The 26,347-nt window shown below is 70.5% G+C and carries 29 protein-coding genes; 9 read left to right on the top strand and 20 right to left on the bottom strand.

What is annotated here, in order from left to right; genetic code table 11:
• Window positions 1-17 precede the first annotated feature (17 nt).
• From AWB89_RS22140 to AWB89_RS22160, 5 genes are all read right to left on the bottom strand, one after another.
• Window positions 18-809: a cytochrome c biogenesis CcdA family protein gene (locus AWB89_RS22140; protein WP_085097491.1), complete on the bottom strand. Its 792-nt coding sequence runs from the start codon at window positions 807-809 to the stop codon at window positions 18-20.
• Window positions 806-1,405: a TlpA disulfide reductase family protein gene (locus AWB89_RS22145; protein WP_085176613.1), complete on the bottom strand. Its 600-nt coding sequence runs from the start codon at window positions 1,403-1,405 to the stop codon at window positions 806-808. Before AWB89_RS22145 ends, AWB89_RS22140 begins: the two co-directional genes overlap by 4 nt.
• A 61-nt stretch (window positions 1,406-1,466) precedes the next feature.
• Complete coding sequence (locus AWB89_RS22150; protein ID WP_085097493.1) at window positions 1,467-2,072, bottom strand: histidine phosphatase family protein; 606 nt, start codon at window positions 2,070-2,072, stop codon at window positions 1,467-1,469.
• Window positions 2,072-3,424 carry a glutamate-1-semialdehyde 2,1-aminomutase gene (hemL, locus tag AWB89_RS22155; RefSeq protein ID WP_085176524.1) on the bottom strand — a complete coding sequence of 451 codons (1,353 nt, stop codon included), beginning with the start codon at window positions 3,422-3,424 and terminating at the stop codon, window positions 2,072-2,074. The genes AWB89_RS22150 and hemL overlap by 1 nt, the downstream gene beginning before the upstream one ends.
• Before the next feature lie 60 nt (window positions 3,425-3,484).
• Entirely contained in the window at window positions 3,485-3,826 is a 342-nt protein-coding gene (locus AWB89_RS22160; RefSeq protein WP_085097499.1) for a hypothetical protein, read from the bottom strand.
• A 78-nt stretch (window positions 3,827-3,904) separates the two neighbouring features.
• Between AWB89_RS22160 and AWB89_RS22165 the strand changes: the two genes are divergently transcribed.
• The gene (locus AWB89_RS22165) at window positions 3,905-4,300 is read left to right on the top strand and encodes a nitroreductase family deazaflavin-dependent oxidoreductase (RefSeq protein WP_085176526.1); all 396 of its coding nucleotides are present in this window, start codon (window positions 3,905-3,907) and stop codon (window positions 4,298-4,300) included.
• Here the strand turns inward: AWB89_RS22165 and AWB89_RS22170 are convergent.
• The 3 genes from AWB89_RS22170 to AWB89_RS22180 form a co-directional block, all read right to left on the bottom strand.
• Window positions 4,284-5,636 carry an amino acid permease gene (locus tag AWB89_RS22170; RefSeq protein WP_085176528.1) on the bottom strand — a complete coding sequence of 451 codons (1,353 nt, stop codon included), beginning with the start codon at window positions 5,634-5,636 and terminating at the stop codon, window positions 4,284-4,286. The genes AWB89_RS22165 and AWB89_RS22170 overlap by 17 nt on opposite strands.
• A 127-nt stretch (window positions 5,637-5,763) precedes the next feature.
• The gene (locus AWB89_RS22175) at window positions 5,764-7,104 is read right to left on the bottom strand and encodes an MFS transporter (protein WP_085097508.1); all 1,341 of its coding nucleotides are present in this window, start codon (window positions 7,102-7,104) and stop codon (window positions 5,764-5,766) included.
• Between the two features lie 2 nt (window positions 7,105-7,106).
• Window positions 7,107-8,252 carry an LLM class flavin-dependent oxidoreductase gene (locus AWB89_RS22180; RefSeq protein ID WP_085176530.1) on the bottom strand — a complete coding sequence of 382 codons (1,146 nt, stop codon included), beginning with the start codon at window positions 8,250-8,252 and terminating at the stop codon, window positions 7,107-7,109.
• A 213-nt stretch (window positions 8,253-8,465) separates the two neighbouring features.
• Between AWB89_RS22180 and AWB89_RS22185 the strand changes: the two genes are divergently transcribed.
• Both AWB89_RS22185 and AWB89_RS22190 read left to right on the top strand, forming a co-directional pair.
• On the top strand, window positions 8,466-9,326 hold the full coding sequence (locus AWB89_RS22185; RefSeq protein ID WP_193791122.1) for an alpha/beta hydrolase: 861 nt from the start codon (window positions 8,466-8,468) through the stop codon (window positions 9,324-9,326).
• A gap of 10 nt (window positions 9,327-9,336) precedes the next feature.
• Entirely contained in the window at window positions 9,337-11,496 is a 2,160-nt protein-coding gene (locus tag AWB89_RS22190; RefSeq protein WP_085176532.1) for an acyltransferase family protein, read from the top strand.
• A gap of 227 nt (window positions 11,497-11,723) precedes the next feature.
• Here the strand turns inward: AWB89_RS22190 and AWB89_RS22195 are convergent, their stop codons facing one another.
• Window positions 11,724-12,413 carry an Rv0518 family GDSL lipase gene (locus tag AWB89_RS22195; RefSeq protein ID WP_085176534.1) on the bottom strand — a complete coding sequence of 230 codons (690 nt, stop codon included), beginning with the start codon at window positions 12,411-12,413 and terminating at the stop codon, window positions 11,724-11,726.
• 159 nt (window positions 12,414-12,572) lie between these two features.
• Window positions 12,573-13,817 carry an acyltransferase family protein gene (locus AWB89_RS22200; RefSeq protein WP_085176536.1) on the bottom strand — a complete coding sequence of 415 codons (1,245 nt, stop codon included), beginning with the start codon at window positions 13,815-13,817 and terminating at the stop codon, window positions 12,573-12,575.
• 286 nt (window positions 13,818-14,103) lie between these two features.
• Between AWB89_RS22200 and AWB89_RS22205 the strand changes: the two genes are divergently transcribed.
• Window positions 14,104-14,535, top strand: coding sequence for an STAS domain-containing protein (locus AWB89_RS22205; RefSeq protein ID WP_085176538.1), 432 nt, complete (start codon window positions 14,104-14,106; stop codon window positions 14,533-14,535).
• Here AWB89_RS22205 and AWB89_RS22210 read toward each other — a convergent pair.
• The 7 genes from AWB89_RS22210 to AWB89_RS22240 form a co-directional block, all read right to left on the bottom strand.
• The gene (locus AWB89_RS22210) at window positions 14,519-14,785 is read right to left on the bottom strand and encodes a hypothetical protein (protein WP_085176540.1); all 267 of its coding nucleotides are present in this window, start codon (window positions 14,783-14,785) and stop codon (window positions 14,519-14,521) included. The genes AWB89_RS22205 and AWB89_RS22210 overlap by 17 nt on opposite strands.
• Window positions 14,782-15,300, bottom strand: a complete 519-nt coding sequence (locus AWB89_RS22215) for a DUF3093 family protein (protein WP_085176617.1) — start codon at window positions 15,298-15,300, stop codon at window positions 14,782-14,784. The genes AWB89_RS22210 and AWB89_RS22215 overlap by 4 nt, the downstream gene beginning before the upstream one ends.
• Before the next feature lie 17 nt (window positions 15,301-15,317).
• A complete protein-coding gene (hemB, locus tag AWB89_RS22220; protein ID WP_085097532.1) occupies window positions 15,318-16,289 on the bottom strand; it encodes a porphobilinogen synthase in 972 nt (323 codons plus the stop codon).
• A gap of 79 nt (window positions 16,290-16,368) precedes the next feature.
• Complete coding sequence (locus AWB89_RS22225) at window positions 16,369-18,030, bottom strand: bifunctional uroporphyrinogen-III C-methyltransferase/uroporphyrinogen-III synthase (RefSeq protein WP_085097535.1); 1,662 nt, start codon at window positions 18,028-18,030, stop codon at window positions 16,369-16,371.
• A gap of 22 nt (window positions 18,031-18,052) precedes the next feature.
• Window positions 18,053-18,997 (bottom strand): hydroxymethylbilane synthase, encoded by a 945-nt coding sequence (hemC, locus tag AWB89_RS22230; protein WP_085097777.1) that lies wholly within the window; start codon window positions 18,995-18,997, stop codon window positions 18,053-18,055.
• Between the two features lie 13 nt (window positions 18,998-19,010).
• A complete protein-coding gene (locus tag AWB89_RS22235; protein ID WP_085176542.1) occupies window positions 19,011-20,381 on the bottom strand; it encodes a glutamyl-tRNA reductase in 1,371 nt (456 codons plus the stop codon).
• 98 nt (window positions 20,382-20,479) lie between these two features.
• Window positions 20,480-20,749 carry a glutaredoxin family protein gene (locus AWB89_RS22240; protein WP_085097541.1) on the bottom strand — a complete coding sequence of 90 codons (270 nt, stop codon included), beginning with the start codon at window positions 20,747-20,749 and terminating at the stop codon, window positions 20,480-20,482.
• Window positions 20,750-20,820: 71 nt separating this feature from the next.
• On the opposite strand from AWB89_RS22240, the gene AWB89_RS22245 reads away from it, so the two are divergent.
• The 5 genes from AWB89_RS22245 to cmaA2 all read left to right on the top strand — a co-directional run bounded on the left by AWB89_RS22245 (window position 20,821) and on the right by cmaA2 (window position 23,906).
• On the top strand, window positions 20,821-21,132 hold the full coding sequence (locus tag AWB89_RS22245) for a WXG100 family type VII secretion target (protein WP_085176545.1): 312 nt from the start codon (window positions 20,821-20,823) through the stop codon (window positions 21,130-21,132).
• Window positions 21,125-21,415 carry a WXG100 family type VII secretion target gene (locus tag AWB89_RS22250; RefSeq protein WP_085176547.1) on the top strand — a complete coding sequence of 97 codons (291 nt, stop codon included), beginning with the start codon at window positions 21,125-21,127 and terminating at the stop codon, window positions 21,413-21,415. The genes AWB89_RS22245 and AWB89_RS22250 overlap by 8 nt, the downstream gene beginning before the upstream one ends.
• A 105-nt stretch (window positions 21,416-21,520) precedes the next feature.
• Window positions 21,521-22,435, top strand: a complete 915-nt coding sequence (locus tag AWB89_RS22255; protein ID WP_085097550.1) for an HAD family hydrolase — start codon at window positions 21,521-21,523, stop codon at window positions 22,433-22,435.
• Window positions 22,436-22,479: 44 nt separating this feature from the next.
• Window positions 22,480-22,992 (top strand): FAS1-like dehydratase domain-containing protein, encoded by a 513-nt coding sequence (locus AWB89_RS22260; RefSeq protein ID WP_085097553.1) that lies wholly within the window; start codon window positions 22,480-22,482, stop codon window positions 22,990-22,992.
• Between the two features lie 11 nt (window positions 22,993-23,003).
• Window positions 23,004-23,906 (top strand): cyclopropane mycolic acid synthase CmaA2, encoded by a 903-nt coding sequence (cmaA2, locus tag AWB89_RS22265; RefSeq protein ID WP_085097557.1) that lies wholly within the window; start codon window positions 23,004-23,006, stop codon window positions 23,904-23,906.
• A 50-nt stretch (window positions 23,907-23,956) separates the two neighbouring features.
• On the opposite strand, the gene AWB89_RS22270 is transcribed toward cmaA2, so the two are convergent.
• From AWB89_RS22270 to AWB89_RS22280, 3 genes are all read right to left on the bottom strand, one after another.
• A complete protein-coding gene (locus AWB89_RS22270) occupies window positions 23,957-25,048 on the bottom strand; it encodes a lysophospholipid acyltransferase family protein (RefSeq protein WP_139830665.1) in 1,092 nt (363 codons plus the stop codon).
• Complete coding sequence (locus tag AWB89_RS22275; protein WP_085097560.1) at window positions 25,030-26,145, bottom strand: SDR family oxidoreductase; 1,116 nt, start codon at window positions 26,143-26,145, stop codon at window positions 25,030-25,032. The genes AWB89_RS22270 and AWB89_RS22275 overlap by 19 nt, the downstream gene beginning before the upstream one ends.
• Before the next feature lie 71 nt (window positions 26,146-26,216).
• A complete protein-coding gene (locus tag AWB89_RS22280; protein ID WP_003402602.1) occupies window positions 26,217-26,318 on the bottom strand; it encodes a 30S ribosomal protein bS22 in 102 nt (33 codons plus the stop codon).
• Window positions 26,319-26,347: the final 29 nt, after the last annotated feature.

Here is a 26,347-nt window from a genome sequence, read left to right on the forward strand (position 1 = left end):
GGCGGTGGCCTTCGCGATCAAATCGGCAGCCTCACGTCGGACACGAACGCGTCGCGCAGCCAGGAGATGAAGTCGTTCCACACGCCGGTCACCAGCAGGGCGCCGACGGCGATCAGCAGCGCGCCGCCGAAGACCTGGATGGCCCGGGTGTGCCGCCGCAGCCAGCCCAGCGCCCCCACCGCCCCCGCCGAGCCGAACGCCAGCAGCACGAACGGGATGCCCAGCCCCAGGCAGTAGGCGATCACCAACGCGACGCCGCGCGCGACGTTCGCGCCGTCGGTGGCCGAGGCGACGGTGATCACCCCGGTCAGCGTCGGCCCCAGGCACGGGGTCCAGCCCAGCGCGAACACCGCGCCCAGCACCGGCGCGCCGGCGACCGTCGTCAGCTGCCGCGGGCTGAACCGGGCCTGGCGCTGCAGCGCCGGAATCAGGCCCACGAACACCAGCCCCATCACGATGGTCAGCACGCCGCCGGCCCGCTGCAGGGCCAGCTGGTTGGTGATCAGCGTGGTGGTCATGCCGAGCACCGCGACGGTGCCGAGCACGAACACCGCGGTGAACCCGGCGACGAACAAGGCCGCCGACCCGGCCACCCGCCACCGGGCCGACCTCGCGGGGCGCCAAAAGGCGGAGTGCGCGCCGGGGGGCGGCTGCTCGTCGACCCCGACGACCGCCGCCAGATACGACAGGTAGCCCGGCACCAGCGGCACCACGCACGGCGAGGCGAACGACACCAGGCCCGCCAGCAGGCACGCCCCCAGCGCCAACAGCAGCGGGCCGGCGGCGGCGATGTGGGTGAAGCCGTTCACTCCTTGGCCACCCGTTGCACCACGGGCTGCAGGTCAGAGGCGAGCAGCTCGCGCAGGAACACCGCCGCGACCCGGTGCTGGCGGTCCAGCACCAGCGTGGACGGGATGACGGTGGTGGGGTACTTGCCGCCGAACGCGATCAGGGTCCGCATCGCCGGGTCGTAGAGGGACGGGTAGCTGACGTGGTGGTCGTCGACGAAGTCCAGGGCGGCCTGGCGGTTGTTGTCCCGGACGTCGATGCCCAAAAACGCCACCCCGGCGGCGCGGGTGGCGTCATACACCTGCTGCAGCTGGCTGACCTCGGCGCGGCACGGCCCGCACCACTGCCCCCAGACGTTGATGACGACGACCTGGCCGGCGAAGTCGTCGAGCGATCGCGTGTGCGCCGGATCGGCCAGGTCGGGTCCCGACAGCGGTCCCGGGCGCCCGCGGCTGGCGGGCGGGTCGTAGTAGATGTCGGTCTTGCCGCCCGGCGACACGAATTCGAAGGTGCCGCCCTGGGCCACGGCGTCGCGACCGGTGCAGCCGGCCACCAGGGTCGTCAGCACGACCCCGGCCATCGCCAGCCGCCACCCGGTTCCTGCGCCGCTCCTCATCGCTTCGTCCCCCTCGCCGCTGCGCGGCTGGGGGTGCCCCCACTGCATCGTCGCGGCGCCGTCATGGCGCGGGTTCGGAGTACTCGATGTCGACCAGCCGGTCGCCGTCGTAGATCAGCGTGGTGATCGAGCAGAGCCCGCATTCGCGCCGCCGCGGGTCGTGCCAGAGCCGCTTGCCGCTCAGGTGCAGCCGCAGCGTCCACACCGGCAGTTGGTGGCTGACGCACACCGCCTCCTGGCCGGTGGCGCGGGCGCGCGCCTTGTCGACCGCGGTGGTCATCCGGTTCGCGATGTCGGCGTAGGGCTCGCCCCACGACGGGGTGAACGGGTTGCGCAGCTGCCACCAGAACCGCGGGTCGCGCCACGCGCCGTCGCCGGGCCCCACGCGGCGACCCTCGAAGAAGTTGGCCGATTCGATCAGGTCGGGGTCGGTGTCGACTGCGAGGCCGTGCCTGGCGGCGATGGGCCCGGCGGTCTCCTGGGCCCGCTGCAGCGGGGACGCGACGACGGCGACGATGTCGCGCCCGGCGAGCGCCTCGGCGACCGCGTCGGCCTGCGCCCTGCCCTTCTCGGACAGGTGGAACCCGGGCAGCCGCCCGTAGAGGACGCCGCTCGGGTTGTGCACCTCGCCGTGGCGCACGACGTGCACCCTGGTCTCGTCGGCCATCAGCGCTTGCCCTCCGCGACGGCTTGGGCGGCGCGGCGGGCCGCGTCCAGCAGCGCCGCCGCGATCCGGTCGAATGCGGCGTCGTCCAGGGCGGTCGAGACGAACCACGCCTCGAAGGCGCTGCACGGCGGGTACACGCCCGCGTCCAACAGGGCGTGGAAGAAGGGCGGGTAGCGCCACGTCTGACTGGCCCGCGCGGACGCGAAATCGGTCACCGGCGTTTCCGAGAAGAACACGCTGAGCATGTTGCCGCCGCGCGGAATCTGATGGGGCACACCGGCTTTGGTGAGCTCCTCAGACAGCAGCCCGGCCAGCCGGTCCGCGTTGGCGTCCAGCGTGGCGTAGGCCGCGTCGTCGGCGGCGCGCAGCGTGGCCAGCCCGGCGGCCATCGCCACGGGGTTCCCCGACAACGTGCCGGCCTGATACACCGGGCCCAGCGGCGCCAGCCGCTCCATCACCTCGGCCCGCCCGCCGAACGCGGCGGCCGGCAGCCCGCCGCTCATCACCTTGCCGAAGGTGAACAGGTCGGCGGCGACGGGATCGATTCCGTACCAACCACTTCGGCTGACGCGGAAGCCCGTCATCACCTCGTCGACGATCAGCAGCGCGCCGTGCTCGGCGGTGATCGCGCGCAGCGCCGCGTTGTAGCCGGGCGCGGGCGGGACGACGCCCATGTTGCCCGGGCTGGCCTCGGTGATCACCGCGGCGATCTGGTCGCCGAGGCTCGCGAACGTCTGGCGCACGGCCTCGATGTCGTTGTAGGGCAACACGATCGTGTCCGCCGCGGCCGCACCGGTCACGCCCGGCGAGGACGGCAGGCCCAGGGTCGCCACGCCGGAGCCCGCGTCGGCGAGCAACGCGTCGGCGTGGCCGTGGTAGCAGCCGGAGAACTTGACGATCTTGGCCCTGCCGGTGAACCCGCGGGCCAGCCGGACCGCGCTCATGGTGGCCTCGGTGCCGGAGTTCACCAGCCGGATCCGCTCGACCGGGGGCATGCGCCCGATGATTTCGTGGGCGAGTTCGCTCTCCGCCGGCGTCGGCGCCCCGAAGGACAGCCCGGACGCGGCGGCCGTGGCGACGGCGTCGACGACGGCCGGGTGGGCATGGCCCAGGATCATCGGCCCCCAGGAGCAGACCAGGTCGACGTAGCGGTTGCCGTCGGCGTCGGTCAGCCAGCACCCGCGCGCCTCGGTGATGAACCGCGGGGTGCCTCCGACCGCCGTAAACGCGCGCACCGGAGAGTTCACCCCGCCGGGAATCACCGCGCAGGCGTCCTCGAACAACCGCGCCGACGCCGCCGTGACCCCGGTCGCGGCCGGGGCAGGCGCGGTCGCCTGGTCACTGCTACCCATGCCGACCAGTGTCCCAGCCTCCGCGAATCCTTCAACTACAGGGTGTAGCAGACCTGCTTATCAGGCGTCTTGCTGGTCGGCTTCCTGGGCGGCCCGCAGGTCACGCCGCGCGGCATCGCGCTCCCGTTCGGCGGCCCGCCGGTGCGCGTCCACGTCGCCGAGGCCCTCGACGACCGCGAGTTCCTCGATTTCCGCCGCCCTCTCGTGGGCGGCGCCGGCCTCGTAGTGCCGATACACCGCGCGGTCACGGGCCGCCTGGTCGCGCACGTGCGCGCGGTCGCTGCGCTCGGCGGCACGCTTGACGTCCTCCTCCGTGACGGCCTTCCCGGCGGCGAGTTCCGCCCCCCGAAGCAGCAGCTCCTGCGCCCGCTGGGCGGCCTCTTCACCTGGCGAAACGGCCATGAAGTGACAGTACGCCGGTTGCGCCCGATCGGCGGGGCATCTTGATGGCGGGTGGCCCGGACGCGTTGGATGGGAGGCATGGAACTTCCGCAGGGGCTCGCACGGTTCAATCGGCACGTCACCAATCCGGTCCAGCGGCTGTGGGCAGGCTGGGCCCCGACCTTCTGCATTCTCGAACACGTCGGGCGGCGCTCCGGAAAGCCATACCGCACACCGGTGACCGTGTTCACCGCCGAGGTCGACGGCAAACCGGGGGTGGCGATCCTGCTGACCTATGGCCCGGACCGCGACTGGCTGAAGAACCTCACCGCGGCCGGCGGCGGGCGGATGCGCCGCTACGGCAAGACATTCGGCGTCACCAACCCGCGGGTGGTCAGCAAGGCCGACGCGGCGGTCCACGTCGCGCGCCGATGGCGGCCGATCTTCGCCAGGCTGCCCTTCGAGCAAGCCGTGCTGCTCAGCAAGACCGACTGACCTCGCGCCGGGCCCGGGCGATGAAGTAGAGCCCGATCACCACCGCCCAGGACAACAAGCTGAGCCAGAGCTGGCTGCGCGCGGAGCGGTCGAACGCCATCTGCACGAGCACGACGGTGATTCCGGCGAGGGTGAGGATCGACAGCACGGGGAAGAACCACATCTTGACCCGGAGCTTTTCCTCGGGCGTGCGCCTGCGCAGGACGATCTGCGACAGCGCGATCAACCAGTAGACGAACAAGATGACCGCACCCGACGAGTTGAGCAGGAAGAGGAACACGGAGCCGGGGGCGACCCACGCCATGATGACGCAACCGAAGCCGACCGCCGACGAGCACAGGATGGCCAGATGGGGGACGCCGCGCCGGCTGAGCGTGACCAGCCGGGCCGGGGCCTCGTGTCGGTCGGCGAGCACGAACAGCATGCGCGACGCCGTGTACAGGCCCGAGTTGAGGCAGGACAGCACCGCGGTGAGCACGACGGCATTCATCACCTGATCGGCGCCGCGCAGGCCCATGTGCCTCAGCGCGGCGACGTAGGGCGAGGCGCCCAGTTCGACCGAATTCCACGGCTGGATCACCACGAGCAAAAACACCGACCCGACGAAAAAGATCCCGATGCGCGCGACGACCGATCGCGTCGCGCGCTGCACGGCGAGTTCGGGATCCCGGCTTTCGGCAGCGGCCACGGTGACGATCTCCGCGCCGACCATCGAGAAGATCACCACGACGATGGCGGCGAAGACCGCCCCCACGCCCTTCGGGAAGAAGCCGCCGTGCGCCGTGAGGTTCGAGAAATCCGCGTGCCGGCCGGGCCACAGCCCCAGCGCGAACAACGAGCCGACGACGAGGAAGACGGCGATGGTGGCGACTTTGATTCCGGCGAACCAGAATTCGAATTCGCCGAAGGATGACACCGAGAACAGATTCGTCGCGGTCATCAGCACCATCAGGCACAGCGACAGCAGCCACAGCGGCGCATGGAACCAGTAGCCCAGGACCTTGCCCCCGGCGACGGCCTCGAACCCGACCACGATCACCCAGAAGTACCAATACAGCCAGGCGACCGAGAATCCCGCCCAGTCGCCCAGCGCCCGCGCCGCGTAATCGGCGAACGACCCCGTCGAGGGGTTGGCGGCCGCCATCTCGCCCAGCATCCGCATCACCAACACGATCAGCAGGCCGCACAGGGCGTACGTCAGGAACGCGGCCGGCCCGGTGTCCTTGATCACCACACCGGAACCGACGAACAGGCCGGCGCCGATCACCCCGCCCAGGGCGATCATGCTGAGCTGCCGCTGCGACAGTCCCTGGCGCAGTTGGGTGGTGGCGGCCATGCCTAACCACAGCACAACGGCAGGCGCGACGCGACCGGTTGGCGCGCCGAGACTGCGCACAGCGCGCGAATCGAGCGGAAATCACGCGCTGAGCGCAGTCTCGATGACTGCGCCGCGGGCGGGCGTCCTAGAGGTGCAGGTCTTGATCGCGGATCAGCGCCGTGGCGAACACGCTGATCACCGCCGTCGCCACCAAGTAGCCGCACGCCAGCCACGGCGCTCCCCCGACGGCGGCGATCAGCGCGGTCAGGATCATCGGGGTGACCCCGGAGGCGTACACCCCGGAGAACTGGTAGACGAACGACAAACCGGTGTAACGGGTTCCGGTGGGATACAGCGCGGAGTACAGCGTGCCCTGCGCGCCGTAGAGCACGGCGTGCACGACGCCGAAGACGACGACCATGGCCAGCCCGAACCAGACGAGGTTGCGGGTGCCGAACAACGCGAAGGCGGGGAACGCCGCGAGGCCGTAGCAGGCCACGCCGGCCAGATACACCCGCCGCGCGCCGAAGCGGTCGGCCAGGATTCCGGACACCGGCAGCAGCGCGGCCATCAGCAGGGCGGCGACGGTCACCACCAGGAGCACCGACACCTTGCTGAATCCCAGTGCGCCGGTGGCGTAGCTGATCGCGAAGACGCCCCAGGTGTTGAACGCCGAGCCCTCGGCCCAGCGCGACAGCAGCCCCAGCACGGTGTTGCGCCGGGACCGGGGCTCGCCCACGATGTCGCGGATGGGCACCGTGGCGGTGGCCCGAAGCTCCGCCAGCTCCCGGAAAGCCGGCGTCTCGTCGACCCGCAACCGCACCACGATGCCGATCGCAACGAGCACCAGGCTGAGCAGGAACCCGATCCGCCAGCCGTAGGCCAGGAACCGGGCCTGGCCCAGCGCGACCTGCAAGCCCGCGAATATGCCTGTGCCCAAGGCCAATCCGAGCGCCAGCCCGACCTGCGGGATCGCCCCGAAGCGGCCGCGCCGGTCCACGGGGCTGTGTTCGACGGCCAGCAGCACCGCGCCGGCCCACTCGCCGCCGAGCGCGAACCCCTGCAGGATGCGCAGCGTCAGCAGCAGCACGGGCGCCCACACTCCGATCTGGGCGGCGGTCGGCAGCACACCGATCAGCGCCGTGGCGACGCCCATGATCAGCATCGTCAGGGCCAGGCTGCGCTTGCGGCCGATCCGGTCCCCGATGTGGCCGAACACCAGCCCGCCGATGGGCCGCATGAGAAAGCCGACGGCAAACGTCGCGAACGCCAATAGCGTTCCCACCAAGGAGCTTTCGCTCGGGAAGAAGACCCGGTGGAACACCAGGCCGGCCGCGGTGGCGTACAGGAAGAAGTCGTACCACTCCACGGTGGTGCCGAGCAGGCTGGCCGCCACCACGACGCGCAGGCGCCGACGGCGTTCGGCGCCGGATTCGCGGTGATCTTCCGGCGCGGCGGGGGCCGCGGCCGGCAGCGTCGTCGCCACAGCTAGTGCGCGGACGAGATCGCGAACGGCGTCGCCGGTGCCGGCTGCGTCTGGCGGTTGGGGTGCTGCCACAACCCCTTTCGCTCGAGCAGCGGCAGCACGCCTTCACCGAACCAGTAGGCCTCCTCCAGGTGCGGATAGCCCGACAGGATGAAGTGGCTGATGCCCAGCCGCGAATACTCGGCCAACCGTTCGGCCACCTCGGCGTGCGAGCCGACCAGCGCGGTGCCCGCCCCGCCGCGCACCAGGCCGACCCCGGCCCACAGGTTGGGACCGACCAACAGTCGGCCGCTGTCGCCGCCGTGCAGCTGCAGCATGCGGCGCTGGCCCTCCGACTCGCTGCGCGCCAGGCTGGCCTGCACGCGCTCGACATCGGCCGGGTCGACGGCCGCGAGCAACCGGTCGGCCTCGGCCCATGCCTGCTCGGAGGTATCCCGGCTGATCACGTGAATCCGCAAGCCGTACTGCAGGATCCGCCCCCTGTCGACGGCCAGGCCGCGAACCCAGTCGAGCTTCTTGGCGACCGCCGCCGGCGGCTCACCCCAGGTGAGGTAGACGTCGGAGTGGCTGGCCGCGACCGGGCCGGCGGCCGCCGACGAACCGCCGAAGAACACCGCAGGTGTGGGGTCGGGCGGGTTGTTCAGCTGCGCGCCCTCGATGCGGATGTGGTCCCCGGCGAAGGTGACCGGCTCCCGGGACGTCCACAGCTGGCGCACCACGTGCAGGAACTCGGCGGTGCGGGCGTACCGCGACTCCTTGTCCAGAAAATCCCCGTAGGCCCGTTGCTCGTGCGGCTCCCCGCCGGTGACGACGTTGAGCAGCAGCCGGCCGCCCGAGTGCCGCTGGAAGGTCCCGGCCATCTGCGCCGCCAGGGTGGGGCTGAGCAGCCCGGGCCGGAACGCGACGAGGAACTTCAGCGTCTCGGTGCCCTCGATCAGCATCGCCGTCGTCAGCCACGCGTCCTCACACCACAGCCCGGTCGGTGTGAGCACCGCCTCGAAGCCGTTGTCCTCGGCGGCCGCGCAGATCTGGTGCAGGTAGCGCAAACTCGCGGGCCGGTCGCCGTGCATCGCCGTGCCGTGCCCGCCCGCGACCAGGTTTCGCGAGTCCCCGTACGTCGGCAAAAACCAATGAAACGCCAGGCTCATTCAATCTCCCCTTGTAGGCCCCTCGTCGACCAAACCTGCATCGTCCCCGAGATCGGCGGGGGTCGCGAGGGTTGAAATTCTCGAGATTGCATCCGGGCGTCAGGTGCCGAAGGTCACCTCTTCGTGACCGAGAGATCACGCCAGATCACGCAATGCTTCCAATACGGCGTGGCTCGGCAGGTGACACGCGCTCAGCACGGCATCATTGCGATCATGCCTGACCTGACACGCCGGGCGGTGCTCCGGATGGGCGCCGGTGCCAGCCTGGGAGCCGCTGGCGTGTTCGCCTTAGGCGCCCTGCTGGACCCCGTTACCACGCACGCGGCCCCCGCGCCGTTCGAGCCGTCGGCGGCCGGCAGCACCCTGCCGAACAGGTTGACCGGATCCTTCGTGTCCAAGGCGCGCGGCGGCGTCAAGACCAACTGGGTGATCGCCCTGCCTCCCGGGCAGAAGGCCGAATCCGGGACGCTGCGCCCGGTCATCGCGCTGCACGGCAAGGACGGCGACGCGAACATGATGCTCGACTGCGGCGTCGAAAACGGGCTGGCCCAACTGGTCAAGCAGGGCAAGCCGCCGTTCGCGGTGGTGGGCGTCGACGGCGGCGCCAACAGCTACTGGCACCGCAGGGCGTCGGGCGAGGACCCCGGCGCGATGGTGCTCGAAGAGCTGCTGCCGATGCTCTCGACGATGGGTTTCGACACCTCGCGGGTCGGCTTCATGGGGTGGTCGATGGGCGGCTACGGGGCGCTGCACCTGGGCGCCAAGCTGGGCCCGTCGCGCACCGCCGGGATCTGCGCGATCAGCCCGGCGCTGTACACCTCCTTCACCGCCAGCGAGCAGGGGGCGTTCGACAGCTACGACGACTGGGTGCAGAACAGCGTGGTGGGGCTGCCGGCGCTGAATTCGATTCCGCTGCGGGTGGACTGCGGTACCTTCGACCGCTTCTATTTCGCCACAAGGCAATTCGTCAGCCAGCTGAAGACCAAGCCGGCGGGCAGCTTCTCCCTGGGCGGACACGACATCGGCTACTGGCGGACGCAATTGCCGGGCGAGCTGGCCTGGATGGCGACCTAGCGAGGACCAGATGACGCTCCGGCCGGAAGACACCGCCAGCCCGCCCCGTAAAGTGGGGCGGCGCATGAAGGGGACGGGTTTCCGACCGGACATCGAGGGCCTGCGCGCGGTCGCGGTCATCGCGGTCGTGCTCTACCACGCGGGCATACCCGGCGTCACCGGCGGTTTCATCGGGGTGGACGTCTTCTTCGTCATCTCCGGCTTCCTCATCACCGGGCTGCTCTGGCGCGAGGCCACCGCCACCAACACCGTTCGGCTGGGTCGCTTCTACGGCGCAAGGGCCCGGCGCCTGCTGCCGGCGGCGGCGACGGTCGGCGTCGTCACCGCCGCCGTTGCGGCCGTCGCACTGCCGCCGCTGCAGGCGCGCAGCGTCTTCGTCGACGGCATCGCCAGCGCGCTGTACGTGGGCAATTACCGGTTCGCCGCGCAGGGCACCGACTACCTGGCCGCCGACGCCCCGTCGCCGTTCCAGCATTACTGGTCGCTGGGCGTGGAGGAGCAGTTCTACCTGGTGTGGCCGCTGCTGATCATCGGCACGGCGTGGCTGATCGGGCGGGTGCGCCGCGGCGCCGCCGGAGGCGCGCGGCCGTACGCGGTGGTCCTGGCGGTGGTGGCGGCCGCGTCGCTGGCGTCGGACGTGGTGTGGACCCGCACGTCGCCCGCCTGGGCGTTCTTCTCGCTGCCCACCCGGGCGTGGGAGCTGGCGGCCGGCGGCCTGGTGGCCCTGTCGATTCAGCACTGGCGCCGGCTGCCGCTGCGGCCCGCGGCGGTCGTCGGATGGGGCGGCCTGGCGCTGATCGTGCTCACCACCACCCAGCTGGGCGCCGCCACCCCCTACCCCGGCACCGCGGCGTTGCTGCCGGTGCTGGGCACCGCGCTGGTGATCGGCGGCGGCTGCGTGACGGGCGGGCTGGGCGTCGGCCGCGTGCTGTGCCTGCCGGCGATGCGGGCGATCGGTCGGGTCTCCTACTCGTGGTACCTGTGGCACTGGCCGGTGCTGCTGCTCATGCCGCTGCTGCTGGGGGAGCCGGCGGGGCTGCCGGCCAGGCTGACCGCCACCGCCGTGTCCGGCGGCCTCGCGGTGATCACCTTGCACCTCGTCGAGAACCCGGGCCGGTTCGCGGCCGCGCTGCGCCGATCGGTGAAGGCCAGCCTCGCGGTGGCCGCCGGCGCCAGCGCCGTGGCGGCGTGCGCATGCGTGGTGTTGCTGACGGTGATACCGGCGCCCGCGGGCCACGGAGTCGCGGCACCCAAGGCCAACATCGTCGCGCTGCCGCCGGCGAGCGTGCCCGCCGTCAGCCCCGAGGAGGCGACGGTCCGCGAGACGTTCGCCCAGGTGCGCGACGCCCTCGCGGCGTCGGCCGGCCTGCGCGCCGTCCCGTCCAACCTGGACCCGCCGCTCGCGCAGGCGCCGGCCGACAAGGCGCCCGTGTTCGTCAACGGTTGCGTGCGCTCGTGGCGCGATGTCGGTCAAAGCGAGTGCGCGACGGGCGATACCGCGTCGCCGACGACGGTGGCCCTGGTCGGCGACTCGCACGCCGCCATGTGGGAGCCGGCGTTCCGCCGGGTCGCCGAGCAGCGCCACTGGCGGCTGGAGACGCTGGCCAAGGTGACGTGCCCGCTGCAGGACCTTCCCATCCGCAGCCCGTATCTGGGCCGCGACTACACGGAGTGCGTGCAGTGGCGCGCCCAGATCTCCGACCGGCTGAAGGCCGAGCGCCCGCGCCTGGTGGTGCTCGACATGAGCCGGCGTTACGGCGCGGATTTCGGCTTCACGTCCTACGACCCGGCGTGGATCGACACCCTGGGCCGCACCGTGGCGACGCTGCGGGGCACCGGCGCGACCGTCCTGGTCCTGGGGCCCGCCCCGGACCCACACGGATCGGTGCCCGCCTGCCTGTCGGCGCACCTCGACGACGCCACCGCGTGCGCACAGGCGCGGTCGGCCGCGCTCGACGGCGACGGTATCGGCGCCGAGCGGGCGGTGAGCGCCGGCGGCGGCGGGCAGTACGCCGACCTCACCGATTTGTTCTGCACCCCCGACCGCTGCCCGGTGATCGTCGGCAACACCCTAATTTTTCGCGACGACAACCACGTGACGACCGAGTACGCGCAACTGCTGGCGCCCGTCATGGGGGCGCTGGCCGACCGCGCGCTGGCGGGCGGTTGACCCGCAATGAACTTCTTCCCGTGGACGAACGTCTAATGATTGAAAGGGTTTTGGAGGTTGTGAGATGACTTCGCTGCTGCTGGTTTGCATTGCAGCCATCGCACCCGTCGCCGGCATCGGCCTGATGCAGTTGCAGGCCCGCCTGGAGCGGTGGGACTACGAGCGGCACGCCGAGGACTGAGCGCGCTAAAGCCTTGTGCCGCTGAGCACTGGGCTCATCTCCGAGATCACCGAGACAACTGCATGCCGATCAGGGGCGCGATCCTGTCCGCGAGATACTGATGCCCCGCGTCGTTGGGATGCACGCCGTCGGGGCCGATCAGGTCGGGCCTGTCGACGAACCAGCGGTCGCCCAGCGGATCGACGAACGCCGCCCCGGCGGCCCGCGCGGCCGCGTTGAGCGCGTCGCGAATCTGCAGGATCGACTCGGGCACGTCGGCGGTCGGCCACGGCGGGCCGATCACCAGGAACCTGGCGGAGGGTGCGAACCTGCGCGCCAAGCTGAAGGCCTCGCGCGCCTTTTCGCCGACCAGCACGGGATCCACGCCCTGGTCGTTGCGCGAGCCGAAGAACACCACCAGCGCGTCGCCCTGCTTGACGGCCCTGGCGGTCAAATCCTCGAAGATGCTGCCGTGGTCGCCGGGGACGACGTAGCCCGCCCTGCCCTCGGCCGCCACGTCGCCGGCGATCCGCACCCCGCGCTGGGCGAGCGCGTGCCAGGCCAGCGCGGTCCAGGAGTTCGGCCCGAGGCCGCCCTCGTCGGTGCCGGTGGTGTACGAGTCGCCCACGACGGCGACGTGGTTGACGCGCGAGTCCACCGTCAGCGGTTCGTAGGCCCGCACCGGGTGCGCCAAGGCGCCGTAGAACAGACCCAGCACGAGGGCGAGGCCGACGATGGCCGTGGACAGACGGCTCACTGGTACCTCCCCCGGGAATCGCATCGTCACGCGCCGCATCCAAATCAACGGAATCGTACGGGGAAACGGCGTGAACTGGCGTCAAATCGCGGCTAGCCGCTCCGGCCATGCTATTCGAGGAATGCGGCCCGCCGCACCAATCCCGCGGGGAGGCGAATCTCACACCGCGCGGGCCGAAACCGCTTCCAGCCCACCGTCGATGGGGTGCAGCTTGGTGCCCGCCGGCTCGTCGTCCGCCGTCCGCGTGTCGGCGGGCCGGACGTCGACCATCCGGCGCATCCAGCGGCGGGCGGGCTCTTCGACGAAGTGGTACATCAGGGCCGAAAGGCCGACGGCGATCGCGAGCAGTCCGATGATGTTCCATTTCCACGGGTTGTCCTGCTGCCATGGGGTGAGCTCGAACTGGGTCACGGCCCAGCCCCACGACGTGTGCACCAGCTCGTGAACCATGTACAGGCAGAACGAGATCTGCCCCCCGTAGACCATCACCCGGGTGGACAGCACCCGCGGCAGGCTGCCCACGCCGATCGCGAGGGTGATCACCAGCGGAACGAAGAGCACGTCGACCACCCCGCCGCTGTCGTTCTCGACGATTCCGGATATCGGGTGCGCGTGAAACCAGTACAGGACGCCCACCATCGCGGCCAGCAGCAGCAGGGAGACGTACCCCGCGACGCGGCGGCCACGATCGGTCAGCCGCAGCCTGCGCACGGCGGCGCAGGCCAGGGCGCCGGCGGTGAACTGCGTGACGATCCGCGGCAGCCAGCTCCACGGCGTGTAGAAGTGGCCGCTGGTCAGCAGCATCGCCACGGGCGGCAGCGACGCCGCGAACGCCAGCAACATCAGGCTGCGCGCCCTCGTGGCCTGCTTCATCCGCAGGATCACCAGCACCAGGACGCCGAACAGCAGGTAGGCCAGCCATTCGGCGCTGATCGACCAGGCCGGGCCGTCCCAGCTGGAGTCGTCGAAGAACGGCACGAACCACAGCTGCACCAGCAGGATCTGGCGCACGTAGCTGATCGCGGTGAGCTGACCGGCGTCGGGCGACGGCACGTGACCGACGTGCAGGGTGAAGATCACCCACAGCGCGGCCAGGTGCAGGGTGACCAGGTACACCGGCCACACCCTGGCCAGCCGCAGCCACAGGAAGTGCAACGTGGCGCGCGTCGACCACGAGCGCCCCATCCGGTCGAGATAGTTCCAGGTCAGCACGAATCCGCTGAGGATGAAGAACAGGTCGACGCCTTGGGCCCCGCAGTTCAGCACCGGCGCGAGGGCGTCGCGGAAGTCCGGCGAAACGTCGCTCACCATCGGGCGGAAGTGAAACAGCACCACCCACACCGCGGCGATGATGCGGAGTCCCGTCAGGGCCTTGATCTCTCCCCTGATCTCTGCGCCGCGCACGATGCTCTTTCCGTCTGGACTCACGTTTCGTATCCGATAGGTCCGGCTGACCGGGCGATCACAAGCCCCCCGACTGGCAACCGGCAGCCCACGAAGCCTAGCAGCGAAAGGCTCGCGATGGCGTGATGGGCCGTGGCGTGGCCCGGGCACAAATCGGCAACGACGTTGCTTGAAACCCCGCCGAACCCCCCGAAATCCGCTTCTTAGCAAAGAGTTAGAGGCGGCTTTCGGTCCCCTTACTTTTGGCGGGCACCTTTAGAGGACAGGTCGAAGGAATGGGGACGCTATGACAATCACGGCCGTCGCGACTCGGCACGGTTACGGCACCTTCGACTGCGATGGTGCTCAGATCCGCGCCCACTGCCGTCACCTGGCGACCGTGGTGACCGTCCGTGGCGACATCAACGCCGCCAACGTCGACCGGGTCAGCGAGCACCTCTGGCGTCTCACCCTGGGGAGCAACCCGGTGGTCCTCGACCTCACCGAGGTGACCCACTTTGCTGCGGCGGGCGTCTCGCTCGTGCAGCGGCTCGACGAGGACTGCCGCGCCGCCGGGGTGGAATGGACCTTGGTAGCCAGCCCCGCGGTGCTGGGCCTGCTGGGGGGCGACGGCGAGCTTCCGGTCGCCCGCTCGGTGCGCGAGGCGCTCCGCAACCTGGCCGAGGCCATCGTGAGCCGCCGTCAGCTCGTGCTGCCGCTGATCAAGAAGACGGCGTAGCTTTTTCGGCGCCCCGGACGCGTAACAGCCGGGCGATTCCGACCACCGCGAGCACGCCGGCGGCCGTCACCAGCACCAGCGTCAGCAACAGCAGCTGAGGCTCGTACACCAGCGACGTGGTGACGGGCTGCCCGTCGGCGATCGGCGCGACACTGACTGTGTGGCGCGCTTGCACCCAGGTGAAGCCCGCGCCCACCAGCGCGGCGCAGGCCAGGACCAGCTCCACGAACGCCCGGTACCGGCCGATCACGGCAGCCGCCCGTCGCCGAAGTCGTCAAAGTCGTCGGCGACGTCGGATCCGGCGGGCTCCACCCGCTCCTGGACCAGCGGGGTCAGCGCCGCCCGAAGGTGGCGGTGACGACGGGCCCACGCCTGGGCGGTGCGGTCGCCGGTGAGCTTGAGGCCGATGCCTATCCGGCGGCGCGGCACCCCGACCAGCTCGCCGAGCGCCCGCGACGACTGCCATTTCGCCAGCTCCTTGCCCGACGCCTCGTGGTGCTCGGGCTCGGGGTACACCTTGACGATCTCGCGCACCAGGACGGTCTCGGTGCCCTGCCGCAGCGCGTCCTCGGTCAACTCGACCGAGACGTGGATCCGCGCCGCGTGCACCTGCAGCGCCACGAAGGCCGACACCAGCACCAGGAAGATCGCCGGGACGACGAGCGACACCGGGGCCCCGCTCCAGATTTCGATGAGGACCATGGCCACCGCCGACGCCGGGCCCAGCGCCACCCACCACCAGCTGGCGCCAGGCTCGTAGAACAACGGCTTCGGTTCGGCTGTCACGACAGCCAGCCTGCCGCATCCACGGCCCAATAGGTGAGCACGATGTCGGCCCCGGCGCGCCGGATGCTCGTCAACGATTCCAGCGCCGCGGCGCGCTCGTCGATCCAGTTGTTCGCGGCGGCGGCGCAGATCATCGCGTACTCCCCCGACACCTGGTACGCGGCGACCGGCACCGGCGAGATCTCCGCCGCGGCCGCCAGCACGTCGAGGTAACCCAGGGCGGGCTTGACCATCACGATGTCGGCGCCCTCGTCCAGGTCCAGCCGGACCTCGCGCAGCGCCTCCCGGAAGTTGCCGGGCTCCTGCTGGTAGGTGCGCCGGTCCCCGGACAGGCTCGAGCTCACCGCCTCGCGGAACGGGCCGTAGAACGCCGAGGCGAACTTGGCGGCGTAGGCCAGGATCACCGCGTCGGTGTGGCCGGCCGCGTCCAGGCCGTCTCGGATCGCGGCCACCTGGCCGTCCATCATGCCGCTCGGCCCGACCACGTGGGCGCCCGATTCCGCCTGCGCCACAGCCAGTTCGACGTAGCGGGCCAGGGTGGCGTCGTTGTCCACCCGGCCCCGGGCGTCCAGGACCCCGCAGTGCCCGTGGTCGGTGAATTCGTCCAGGCAGGTGTCGGCCATCAACACCGTGGCGTCACCGAGATCTTTGGCCAGGTCGCGCAGCGCGACGTTGAGGATGCCGTCCGGGTCGGTGCCGGCCGAGCCGGTCGCGTCCTTGTCCGGCTCGCGGGGCACGCCGAACAGCATCACCCCGCCGACCCCGGCGGCGACGGCCTCTTCGGCGGCCCGGCGCAGCGAATCCCGGGTGTGCTGAACCACGTTGGGCATCGACGCGATCGGCCGCGGTTCGTCGATGCCGTCGGCGACAAACATCGGCAGCACCAAATGCCTTGGCTCCAAAGACGTTTGCGCGACCAATCGGCGCAACGCGGGGGTCGAGCGGAGCCGGCGCGGGCGCTGCCTCATTCTCGTTCGTTGACTCTGCGGTGAGGGCGGAGCTTACTCGCACTTTTGCGCCACTGGCGCAGAGTCAACGCGAGATGAGTCATCGCCTGCGGCTCTTCTTACGCGGCGGCGGCAGCGCACCCTCGGCGCGCAGCCGCGCGGCGTGCTCGGCCAACGCGTCGACCAGCGGGCCGACGGCGGCGGTGTCGGGCTGGACGTCCACCCGCAGGCCGAATTCCGCGGCGGTCTCGGCGGTCTTGGGGCCGATGCAGGCGATGATCGTCCGCGCGTGCGGCTTGCCGGCGATGCCGACCAGGTTGCGCACGGTCGAGCTGGAGGTGAAGCACACCGCGTCGAAGCCGCCCGTCTTGATCATCTCGCGGGTGGCCGCCGGCGGCGGCGCGGCGCGCACGGTCCGGTAGGCGGTGACGTCCTCGATCTCCCAGCCGCGCTCGCGCAGCCCCTCGGCCAACGTCTCGGTGGCGATGTCGGCCCGGGGCAGCAGGACCCGGTTGACCGGGTCGAAAATGCTGTCGTAGGGCGGGAAGTCGTCGAGCAGGCCGAGCGAGGACTGCTCGCCGGCCGGCACCAGCTCGGGGCTGATCCCGAAGGCGCGGACCCGGTCGGCCGTCGACTCGCCGACGCAGGCGATCTTCACCCCGGAGAACGCGCGGGCGTCCAGGCCGAACTCGCCGAACTTCTCCCACACGGCGCGCACCGCGTTGGTGGAGGTGAACACCACCCACTGGAAGCGGCCGTCCACCAGGCCCTTGACCGCCCGCTCCATCTGGGCGGGGCTGCGCGGCGGCTCGACGGCGATGGTCGGCACCTCGATCGGCAGCGCGCCGTACGACGTCAACCGCTCGCTCATCTCGCCGGCCTGGTCCTTGGTGCGGGGCACCAACACGGTCCAGCCGTAGAGCGCGCGGCTCTCCCACCAGTTCAGCTTCGCCCGGCTGGCGACCGTCTTGCCGATCGTCACCACCAGCGGCCCGGTCAGGGGGCCGGCCGGGTCGTTGCCGCCCAGGACGGCCGAGTCGGTCAGGCCGCCCAGCGTGGTCTCGACCGAGCGCTGCTGGCAGGTGGTGCCCTGCGCGGTCACCACGCAGGGCGTGGTCTCGGCCAGCTCGTGCTCGATCAGGGCGCGGGCCGCGTCGGCCAGGTGCGAGGCGGTGGCCTGCAGGATCAGCGGGCCGGGGGCCGCGGCCAGCGCCTCCCAGTCGACGTCGCCGCGGACGTCGGCGACCGTGTGCGACGAGCCCAGCGGCAGCCCCGCGTAGGTCGGGACGGCACTGGTGGCGGCCAGCCCGGGCACGATCTCGATGTGCAGGTGGCTGCGCGCGACGGCGTTCACCTCGGTAATGACCGCGTCCAGCGTCAGCGGGTCGCCGGCCACCAGGCGCACCACGTCGACCCCCGAACGGGCCTCGGCGACAAGCGTTTTCGCGACCTCGGCGGGCTCGCCCAGCGCCGGGCGGATGTCCGGGCCACCGGAGATGACCGCCGGTGCGGCCTGGCCGTTGTCGGCTTCGGGGCTGCCGTCGGCGGTGCCGTCCGGGCCGGCGGGCGCGGGTCCGGAGACCGGCGGCAGGTCCTTGCCGATCAGCGCGAGCACGGGTTCGGGCACGTCGGGGTCGGTGAACACCAGGGCGGCGTTGGCCAGCACCGTGGCCGCCCGCGTCGTCAACAGTCCCGGGTCGCCGGGGCCCGAGCCCACGAACGTGATGTGGCCCGGTCTCGGCTTACGCCCTCGCGTCGTCATTGTCGCTCCCAAGTGACTCTCTTCAGTTTCCTCGCGCGGGGTCTTGCCGCGCTCCCCCGATCAGCTCTCCGGCCCCCAGCTCGAGCAGCTCGGCGGCGACCGAGAGCCCCAGCTCCCGTGCCCGACCGGGGGTGCCGATGCCGGACGCGCGGATCACGTCAGACCCGTCCAGCGCCGCCACGCAGCCGCGCAGCGACAGTTCTTCGAAGACCCGGCCCTCCTCATCGATGGACTCGACCACCTCGGCGATCGCGCCCACCGGTGCCGAGCAACCGGCCTCCAGTTCGGCCAGCAGAGCCCGCTCCGCGGTGACCGCCGCGCGCGTGTCGGCGTCGTCCAACTCCGCCAGCACCGAAACCAGCTCGGCGCCGGCGCGGCACTCGACGGCGAGCGCGCCCTGAGCCGGTGCTGGCAACATCTGCACCGGCTCTAGCGTCTCGGTGACGTCGTCGAGGCGGCCCAGCCGGGCGAGACCGGCCCTGGCCACCACGATCGCGTCAAGATCACCACTGCTTACCCTGTTCAACCTGGTATCTAGGTTGCCTCGTAGGGGGCGGATTTCCAAACCGAGACCCAATGCTCTAAGCTGTGCCGCCCGCCGCGGCGATGACGTCCCCACCAGCGAACCTGCCGGCAACTCCCCCAGCACCAGCCCGTCGCGGGCGACCAGCGCGTCCCGGGGGTCGTTGCGCGGCGGTATCGCGGCGATGGTGAACCGCGGGTCGTCGGCCGTGGGCAAATCCTTGTGCGAGTGCACGGCGGCGTCGACGCGGCCGTCGACGATGGCCTCCCGCAGCGCGGTGGTGAAGGCGCCCACGCCCAGGCTCTGGATGGGCGCCGACGACCGGTCGCCGGCCGTGCTGATGGTCACCAGTTCGGCCGGATGGCCGTTGGCGATCAAGGCGTCTCTGACGACACCGGCCTGGGTGGTGGCCAACAGGCTGCCCCGGGTGCCTATCCGGATCACGTGCGGCAATCGGCTACTCGCCGGACTGTTGAGGTGTGCCGGCATCGAATCCGCTTGGCGCGACTGGCAATTCGCCAGCGGCGACGGCATCGACGGCGGTCTGGTCAAGTTCGAAGAGTTCGCGCAGCGCCTCGGCGTAGCTGTCGCCGCCCGGGGCGCTGGCGAGCTGTTTGATCCGCACGGTGGGGGCGTGCAGCAGCTTGTCGACGACGCGGCGCACGGTGCGCGCCACCTCCTCGCGGTGGGCGCTTTCCAGGCCCGGCAGCCGGTTGTCGAGGCGCAGCAGCTCGGCCTCGACGACGTCGGCGGCGCGCTGGCGCAGCGCCGTCACCGTCGGGGTGACCTCGGCCATCCGCTGCCCCGCCAGGTAGGTGGCGACCTCGGCCGCCACGATGTGGCGCGCGGCGTCGACGTCGGCGGCCGCGGCGTGGGCCGACGGCTCGCGTTGCACGCGGTCCACGTCGACGACCCAAACCCCGGGCAGCCCGGCCACCGCCGGGTCGACGTCGCGCGGCATGCCCAGGTCGCAGATCACCAGCGGGTGGGTCGCCTCGTCACGGCGGGCCGCCGCCAGCGCGTGGTGCACGTCGGCCAGCGAGACGACGGGCCTGACCGCGCCCGTGCAGCTGACCACGACGTCGGCGTCCGCCAGCGCGTCGGGCAGCCGGTCCAGGGTGAGCGCCTCGGCCCGCACGCCGGATTCGCGGATCTTGCGGGCCAGCCGCTGCGCGCGGGACGCCGACCGGTTGACCACCACGACGTGGTCGATGCCGGCCCGGATGAGGTGCGCCGAGGACAGCGCGCCCATCGCCCCGGCGCCGATGACCACGGCGGTCTTGCCCGCCAGCCCGCCCAGCCTGCGCTCGGCCATGCCGAGTGCGACCGACACCACCGAGGCGCCGGCGGCGTCGATGGCGGTTTCGGAGTGCACCCGCTTGCCCACCGACAGCGCCCGCTGGGCCAACTCGTGCAGCACCCGGCCGACGGTGCGGTTGGCCTCGGCGGTCCCGTAGGCGCGGCGCACCTGGCCCAGCACCTGCTGCTCGCCGATCACCGCGGAATCCAGGCCGCTGGCCACCGCGAACAGGTGCTCGACGGCGGCCTCGCTGTAGCGCACGTAGGCGTACTTGGTCAGGTCGCCCATCGACATGCCGGAGTGCTCCGACAGCACCTGCCCGACCACCGCCAACCCGCCGTGGAACGCCTCGACGACGGCGTAGACCTCGACCCGGTTGCAGGTCGAGAGCACCATCGCCTCGGTCACCAGCGGCGACTGCAACACCCGATCGACGATCTTGACCTGATCGGACTCGTCGATGCTGAGTTGCTCCAAGACGGAGACCGGCGCACTGCGGTGCGAAACCCCGAAGAGCAGGACGCTCACGGCAGCATCACCTGGCCAGCTCCCTTGCTTCCCCAGTAACTGAACTGGTGTCCACGGTAATCGTTAATCAGCTGGGCTACCAAATAAGTGGTCGCGGGCTACCGGGCGAGGTCGGCGCGCAGCCGCGGCTCGTCCACCTCCCAGTAACTGTGCTCCCGGCCGTCCAGCAGCACCACCGGGAGGCGATCGCCGAACTCCGCCCGCAGTGCCGGGTCGCCCGCCGCCGCGGCGGCGTCGACGTCGGTCGTGGCCAGCTCGAAGCCCAGCTCGTCGGCCAGTTCGACCAGCCGGGCGTGGACCCGCTCGCAGATCGTGCAGCCGTCGCGGGTCAGCAGCTCCACCCGCGGTCGGCGTGCGCCCTGGGTCATGGCGACCAGTGTCGCAGCGGGTGACCCCAGACTGAATTGTGGGGCCGCGCCGCGGCGGTTACGTTGCCGCTGTGGCTGCCGAGAACGCGGTGCGGGTCGACCCGGAGGTGATGCGGGGCTTCGCCGAGGCGCTGTCCGGTCGCGCCGAGGAGCTGCGGCACCAGTTCGCGGAGCTCAACGCTTCGGTCGGCGACATGCTGGGCGGCTGGCGCGGAACGTCGGGCAGCGCCTACGCCGCCGCCTGGGAGCTGTGGCACCGCGGCGCCGGCGAGGTCGAGGTCGGGCTGTCGATGCTGGCGCGGCTGGTGGGCCAGGCCGGCGGGCTCTACCAGCACAACGAGGCGGCATCCGCCCACGCGCTGCGCGGGGTGCACCGTGGCTGAGGCGTTTCGGGTGGATCCGCAGGCGCTGGCCGATGCGGTGCGACGGATGGCGGAGTTCGCCCGCTACGCCGAAAGCACGCTGGCCGAAATCGATTCCCTGGTAGGGACTTTGCACTCGACATGGACCGGAAGCGGCGCGGCGGCGCACGCCGAGGCGCATCGGCACTGGGCCCGCGGCGAGGCGATGATGCGCGAGGCCCTGGCCCAATTGCGGGCCGCGGGTGAGACGACCCACGGCAACTACACCGGCGCGATGTCGACGAATGTGGCCATGTGGCCCTGACCTGACGCCTCAGCCGCGCAGACCGTCCCGGGCATCCGCCGGATAGGGTTGATAACGGTCATCCCACGGATTACCGGGCGGCACGGCGAGCTAGGAGGTTGGGCCTTGGTTTCATCGGCTTCCTCTGAGTCGGGCGGCGCCGACGCCGGCCGCGCCGACCTGGACGCGCTGGTCGACAACGCGAGCGCCGAACGCGCGCTGGAGGACTTGCAGGCCAGCGCCCCCGAAGAAGGTCACCCGCAGCCGCCGGTCGACCTCACCGCGGCCGCGTTCTTCGACGTGGACAACACGCTGGTGCAGGGCTCCTCGGCGGTGCACTTCGGGCGGGGGCTGGCCGCGCGCAACTACTTCACCTATCGCGACGTGCTCGGATTCATCTACGCGCAGGCCAAGTTCCAGCTGCTGGGCACCGAGAACAGCGACGACGTCGCCGCCGGCCGGCGCAAGGCGCTCGCGTTCATCGAGGGCCGCTCGGTCGAGCAACTGGTGGCCCTCGGCGAGGAGATCTACGACGAGATCATCGCCGACAAGATCTGGGCCGGCACCCGCGCGCTGACGCAGATGCACCTCGACGCCGGCCAGCAGGTGTGGCTGATCACCGCCACGCCGTACGAGCTGGCGGCGACGATCGCGCGGCGGCTGGGGCTGACCGGCGCGCTGGGCACGGTCGCCGAGTCCGTCGACGGCGTTTTCACGGGCAGGCTGGTCGGCGAGATCCTGCACGGCCCCGGCAAGGCCCACGCCGTGCGGTCGCTGGCCATCCGCGAGGGCCTCAACCTCAAGCGCTGCACCGCCTATTCGGACAGCTACAACGACGTGCCCATGCTGTCGCTGGTCGGCACGGCCGTCGCGATCAACCCCGACGCACGCCTGCGGGCCCTGGCCCGCGAACGTGGTTGGGAGATCCGCGACTTTCGCACCGCCCGCAAGGCCGCGCGGATCGGGGTGCCGTCGGCCCTGGCCCTGGGCGCGGCCGGTGGCGCGCTGGCGGCGCTGGCGTCACGGCGGCAATCGCGCTGATAGGCTGCGCCGCTGAGACGTATTCGAGCGGGGAGCACAGCGGCATGACAGTCCCAGAATCAGCGCAAGGACTCATCGGCAGCCATTACCGGGCGCCGGATTATTTCCAGGTCGGGCGCGAAAAGATTCGGGAGTTCGCACAGTCGATCAAGGACGAGCACCCGACGCATTACAACGAGGCCGACGCCGCCGCCGCCGGCTATCCCGCGCTGGTGGCGCCGCTGACCTTCCTGGCCATCGCGGGCCGAAAAGTGCAATTGGAGATTTTCACCAAGTTCAGCATTCCGATCAACATCGCGCGGATCATGCACCGCGACCAGAAGTTTCAGTATCACCGCCCGATCCTGGCCCACGATAAGCTGTACTTCGACACGTATTTAGACTCGGTGATCGAATCCCACGGCGCGGTGATCGTCGAAATCCGCAGCGAAGTCACAGACGCCGAGGGCAAGCCGGTGGTCACCAGCGTCGTTACGATGCTGGGGGAAGCCGCACACCAGGACGCTGGCGCTGAAGAAACCGTCGCCGCGGTCGCATCAATATCAGCCGGAAAGTAGGGGCGATTCCAATGTCACAGGGCGAATCGGGTGGTACCCAGCTGAAGCCGCCGGTCGAGGCGGTCCGATCCCACTACGACAAATCCAACGAGTTCTTCAAGCTGTGGCTCGACCCGTCGATGACCTACAGCTGCGCGTACTGGGAAGACGGCGCCAAGACGCTGGAAGAGGCCCAGTACGCCAAGCGCAAGCTCGCCCTGGACAAGCTCAACCTCGAGCCGGGCATGACGCTGCTCGACATCGGCTGCGGCTGGGGTGCGACCATGCGGCACGCCGTGCAGGAGTACGACGTCAACGTGATCGGCCTGACGCTGAGCGAAAACCAGTACGCCCACGACGTCGAGAAGTTCAAGGAGGTCGACAGCCCCCGCCGCAAAGAGGTGCGGATCCAGGGCTGGGAGGAGTTCGACGAGCCGATCGACCGCATCGTGTCACTCGGCGCCTTCGAGCACTTCGCCGACGGCGCGGGCGACGCCGGGTTCGAGCGCTACGCCACCTTCTTCAAGAAGTTCTACGACCTGACGCCCGAAGACGGCCGGATGCTGCTGCACACCATCACCATCCCCGAGCCCGAAGAGGCCAAGGAGTGGGGCCTGACGTCGCCGATGAGCCTGCTTCGGTTCATCAAGTTCATCCTGACCGAGATCTTCCCCGGCGGTCGGTTGCCGCGGATCTCGCAGGTCGACCACTACTCGTCGGAGGCGGGCTGGAAGGTCGAGCGTTACCACAAGATCGGCCACAACTACGTTCCCACCCTGAACGCCTGGGCCGACGCGCTGGAGGCGCACAAGGACGAGGCGATCGCCCTGAAGGGGCAGGACACTTACGACATCTACATGCACTACCTGCGTGGCTGCTCGGACCTGTTCCGCGACCGCTACACCGGCGTGTGCCAGTTCACGCTCGTCAAGTAAGCCGCACACACGCAAAGCGCCCCGGATGCCATCGGCGCCGGGGCGTTTTGCTAGCCGAAGAAGATGTTGCGGCGCCCGGCCAGCAGCCGGTACAGCGTCTGCTGGATCGTCTCGCGGACCTGATCGGTCAGCTCGAAGGTGACCATCGGGTCCTCGGCGTCGGACGCGGCGTAGTCATTCGTGTAGATCGGCTCACCAAAAGCGATGCGCCACTTCGACGGAAGCGGCACCAGCCCCGCGGGCCCGGCCAGCGGGAACAGCGGGGTGACCGGGAAGTACGGCAGACCGAACAGCCGCGCCAGCAGCTTGACGTCGGTGAGCATCGGGTAGATCTCTTCGGAACCGACGATCGAGCACGGCACGATCGGGGCCTTGGTGCGCAGCGCCGCCGTCACAAACCCGCCGCGCCCGAACCGCTGCAACCGGTAGCGGTCCTCGAAGCGCTTGCCCAGCCCTTTGTAGCCCTCGGGGAACACGGCGGTGAGCTCGCCCGCGGCCAGCAGGCGATGCGCGTCCGTCGTGCAGGCCATGGTGTGGCCCGCCTTGCGGGCGGCCTCGCCCACCACGGGCAGGTCGAAAACCATGTCGGCGGCCAGCAGTCGCAGGTCGCGCTGCGCGGGGTGTTCGTCGTGCACCGCGACCGACAGCATCAGCCCGTCGAACGGCAGCACCCCGGCGTGGTTGGCCACCACCAGCGCGGCGCCGTCGCTCGGCAGGTTCTCGATGCCGCTGACCTCGACCCGGAACCACGACCGGAAGAAGAAACGCAGCAAAGGCCGAACGATCGCGCTGTTGAAGTGCGGATCGAAGCCGAACTCGTCGACGGTGTAGTCGCCCATGAACCGCTGCCGCAGGAAGCCCGCGACCGCGGCGACCTTCTGCGCGAGATCGTTGAGCGGCGCCTCGGGCGTGGCCGTCGCGCCGGCGGCGCGGCGGTGTTCGTCGATTTCGCGAACGACCGCGGCGATCTGTTCGGCCGACGCCCGACCGCGCGGATCCGAGAGGAGGGAGGGATGTTGACGGGACGACTCAGCCCGCTGATCGGCTCTGCGCCGCGCTGCTACCCGACCCCGATTCGTATGCAGTGGAATGACGTTCGCTCTGGTTTCGCCAGCCACGATACCTACCTGCCCCCACCCCATGGAATTGCATTTCGGCTTCCCCAGCGCTGCGCTAACGCTATGGCGCGACCCTCCAGGGAGCGTACCCGATCAGGGTCGATTATGGGAGTCAGGCCACGGCCGCGGACGTAGTCGTCGAACGCCTCGGCCGTCGTCCATTTCGGCTGGTAGCCGAGCTCCGTCCGCATCCTGGTGGTGTCCATGACGCGCCCGTAACTCAAATACTCGAACTGATCGCGAGTGATTTCGGTATAGCGGTTAGCCCGTCTCAGCGAATCGAGCGCCCACACGCCAAAACCGGGCACCGGCACCGGGATTCGGCCCGCCCGCCGGATCGCCTGCGACAGCATGATGATCCCGTCGGCGCCGATGTTGAACGTGCCGGCCTTGCCCGCCATCGCCGCGCGCTCCAGGGCGCCCAGCGCGTCCTGCTCGTGCAGCAGCTGCAACCGCGCGTCGCGGCCGAACATGGTCGGCACCAGCGGGCCGGCCAGATACCGCGACAGCGAGGTGTCCATCGCCGGGCCGATCATGTTGGCCAGCCGCAGGATCGTCACCGCGATGTCGGGGCGGCGCCGCCCCAGCCCGCGCGCGTAGCCCTCGATGTCGAGGCTGTCCTTGGCGAACCCGTCGCGGAAGGGCCGGCGGCTGCTGCTGTCCTCGGTGAACATGACGGGATCGTGCGCGCTGGACCCGTACACCTCGGACGTCGACTTGAGGATGACCCGGCGCACCGAGGGCGCCTTCTGGCAGGCCGCGAACAGCTGCATCGCGCCCATCACGTTGATTTCCTTCAACGCCGCGCTGCCGCCGGATCGCGGGGCGTAGGACGCCGCGGCGGCGTGCACCACGGTGTCGACCTCGCCGTTGCGAATCACCTTGGCGATGAAGGGATTCCGGATGTCGGCGCGGACGAACTCGGCGCGCCCCATGCGGCGCAGCATGTCCTTGCTCGGGGCGATCGCGTCCACCGCGATGACCCCCTTGATCAAGGGGTTCTGCGCGAGCCGGGCAGTCAGGTAGCCGCCCAGAAACCGGCACGCACCGGTGACGAGCACAACTTTGGGGTAGTGCACGGTGCCGGAAGTTCCGGCACCTTCCCCACTCGACTGATCCACCCAAACAGCCTAACGGGCGGGCGAGACGGCGGCGTTACGGCGACGCGACGGTCGGCTGGGCTTACTTGGGCTTACTTGCCAAGTTTTCTGCGCTGCACCCGGGTGCGACGCAGCAGCTTGCGGTGCTTCTTCTTCGACATGCGCTTGCGCCGCTTCTTGATTACTGAACCCATGAACTCCGCTATCTGACCGGTGACCTGCT

Origin of the sequence: Mycobacterium paraense, from assembly GCF_002101815.1 — a bacterium.
GTDB classification, from domain to species: Bacteria; Actinomycetota; Actinomycetes; order Mycobacteriales; family Mycobacteriaceae; genus Mycobacterium; species Mycobacterium paraense.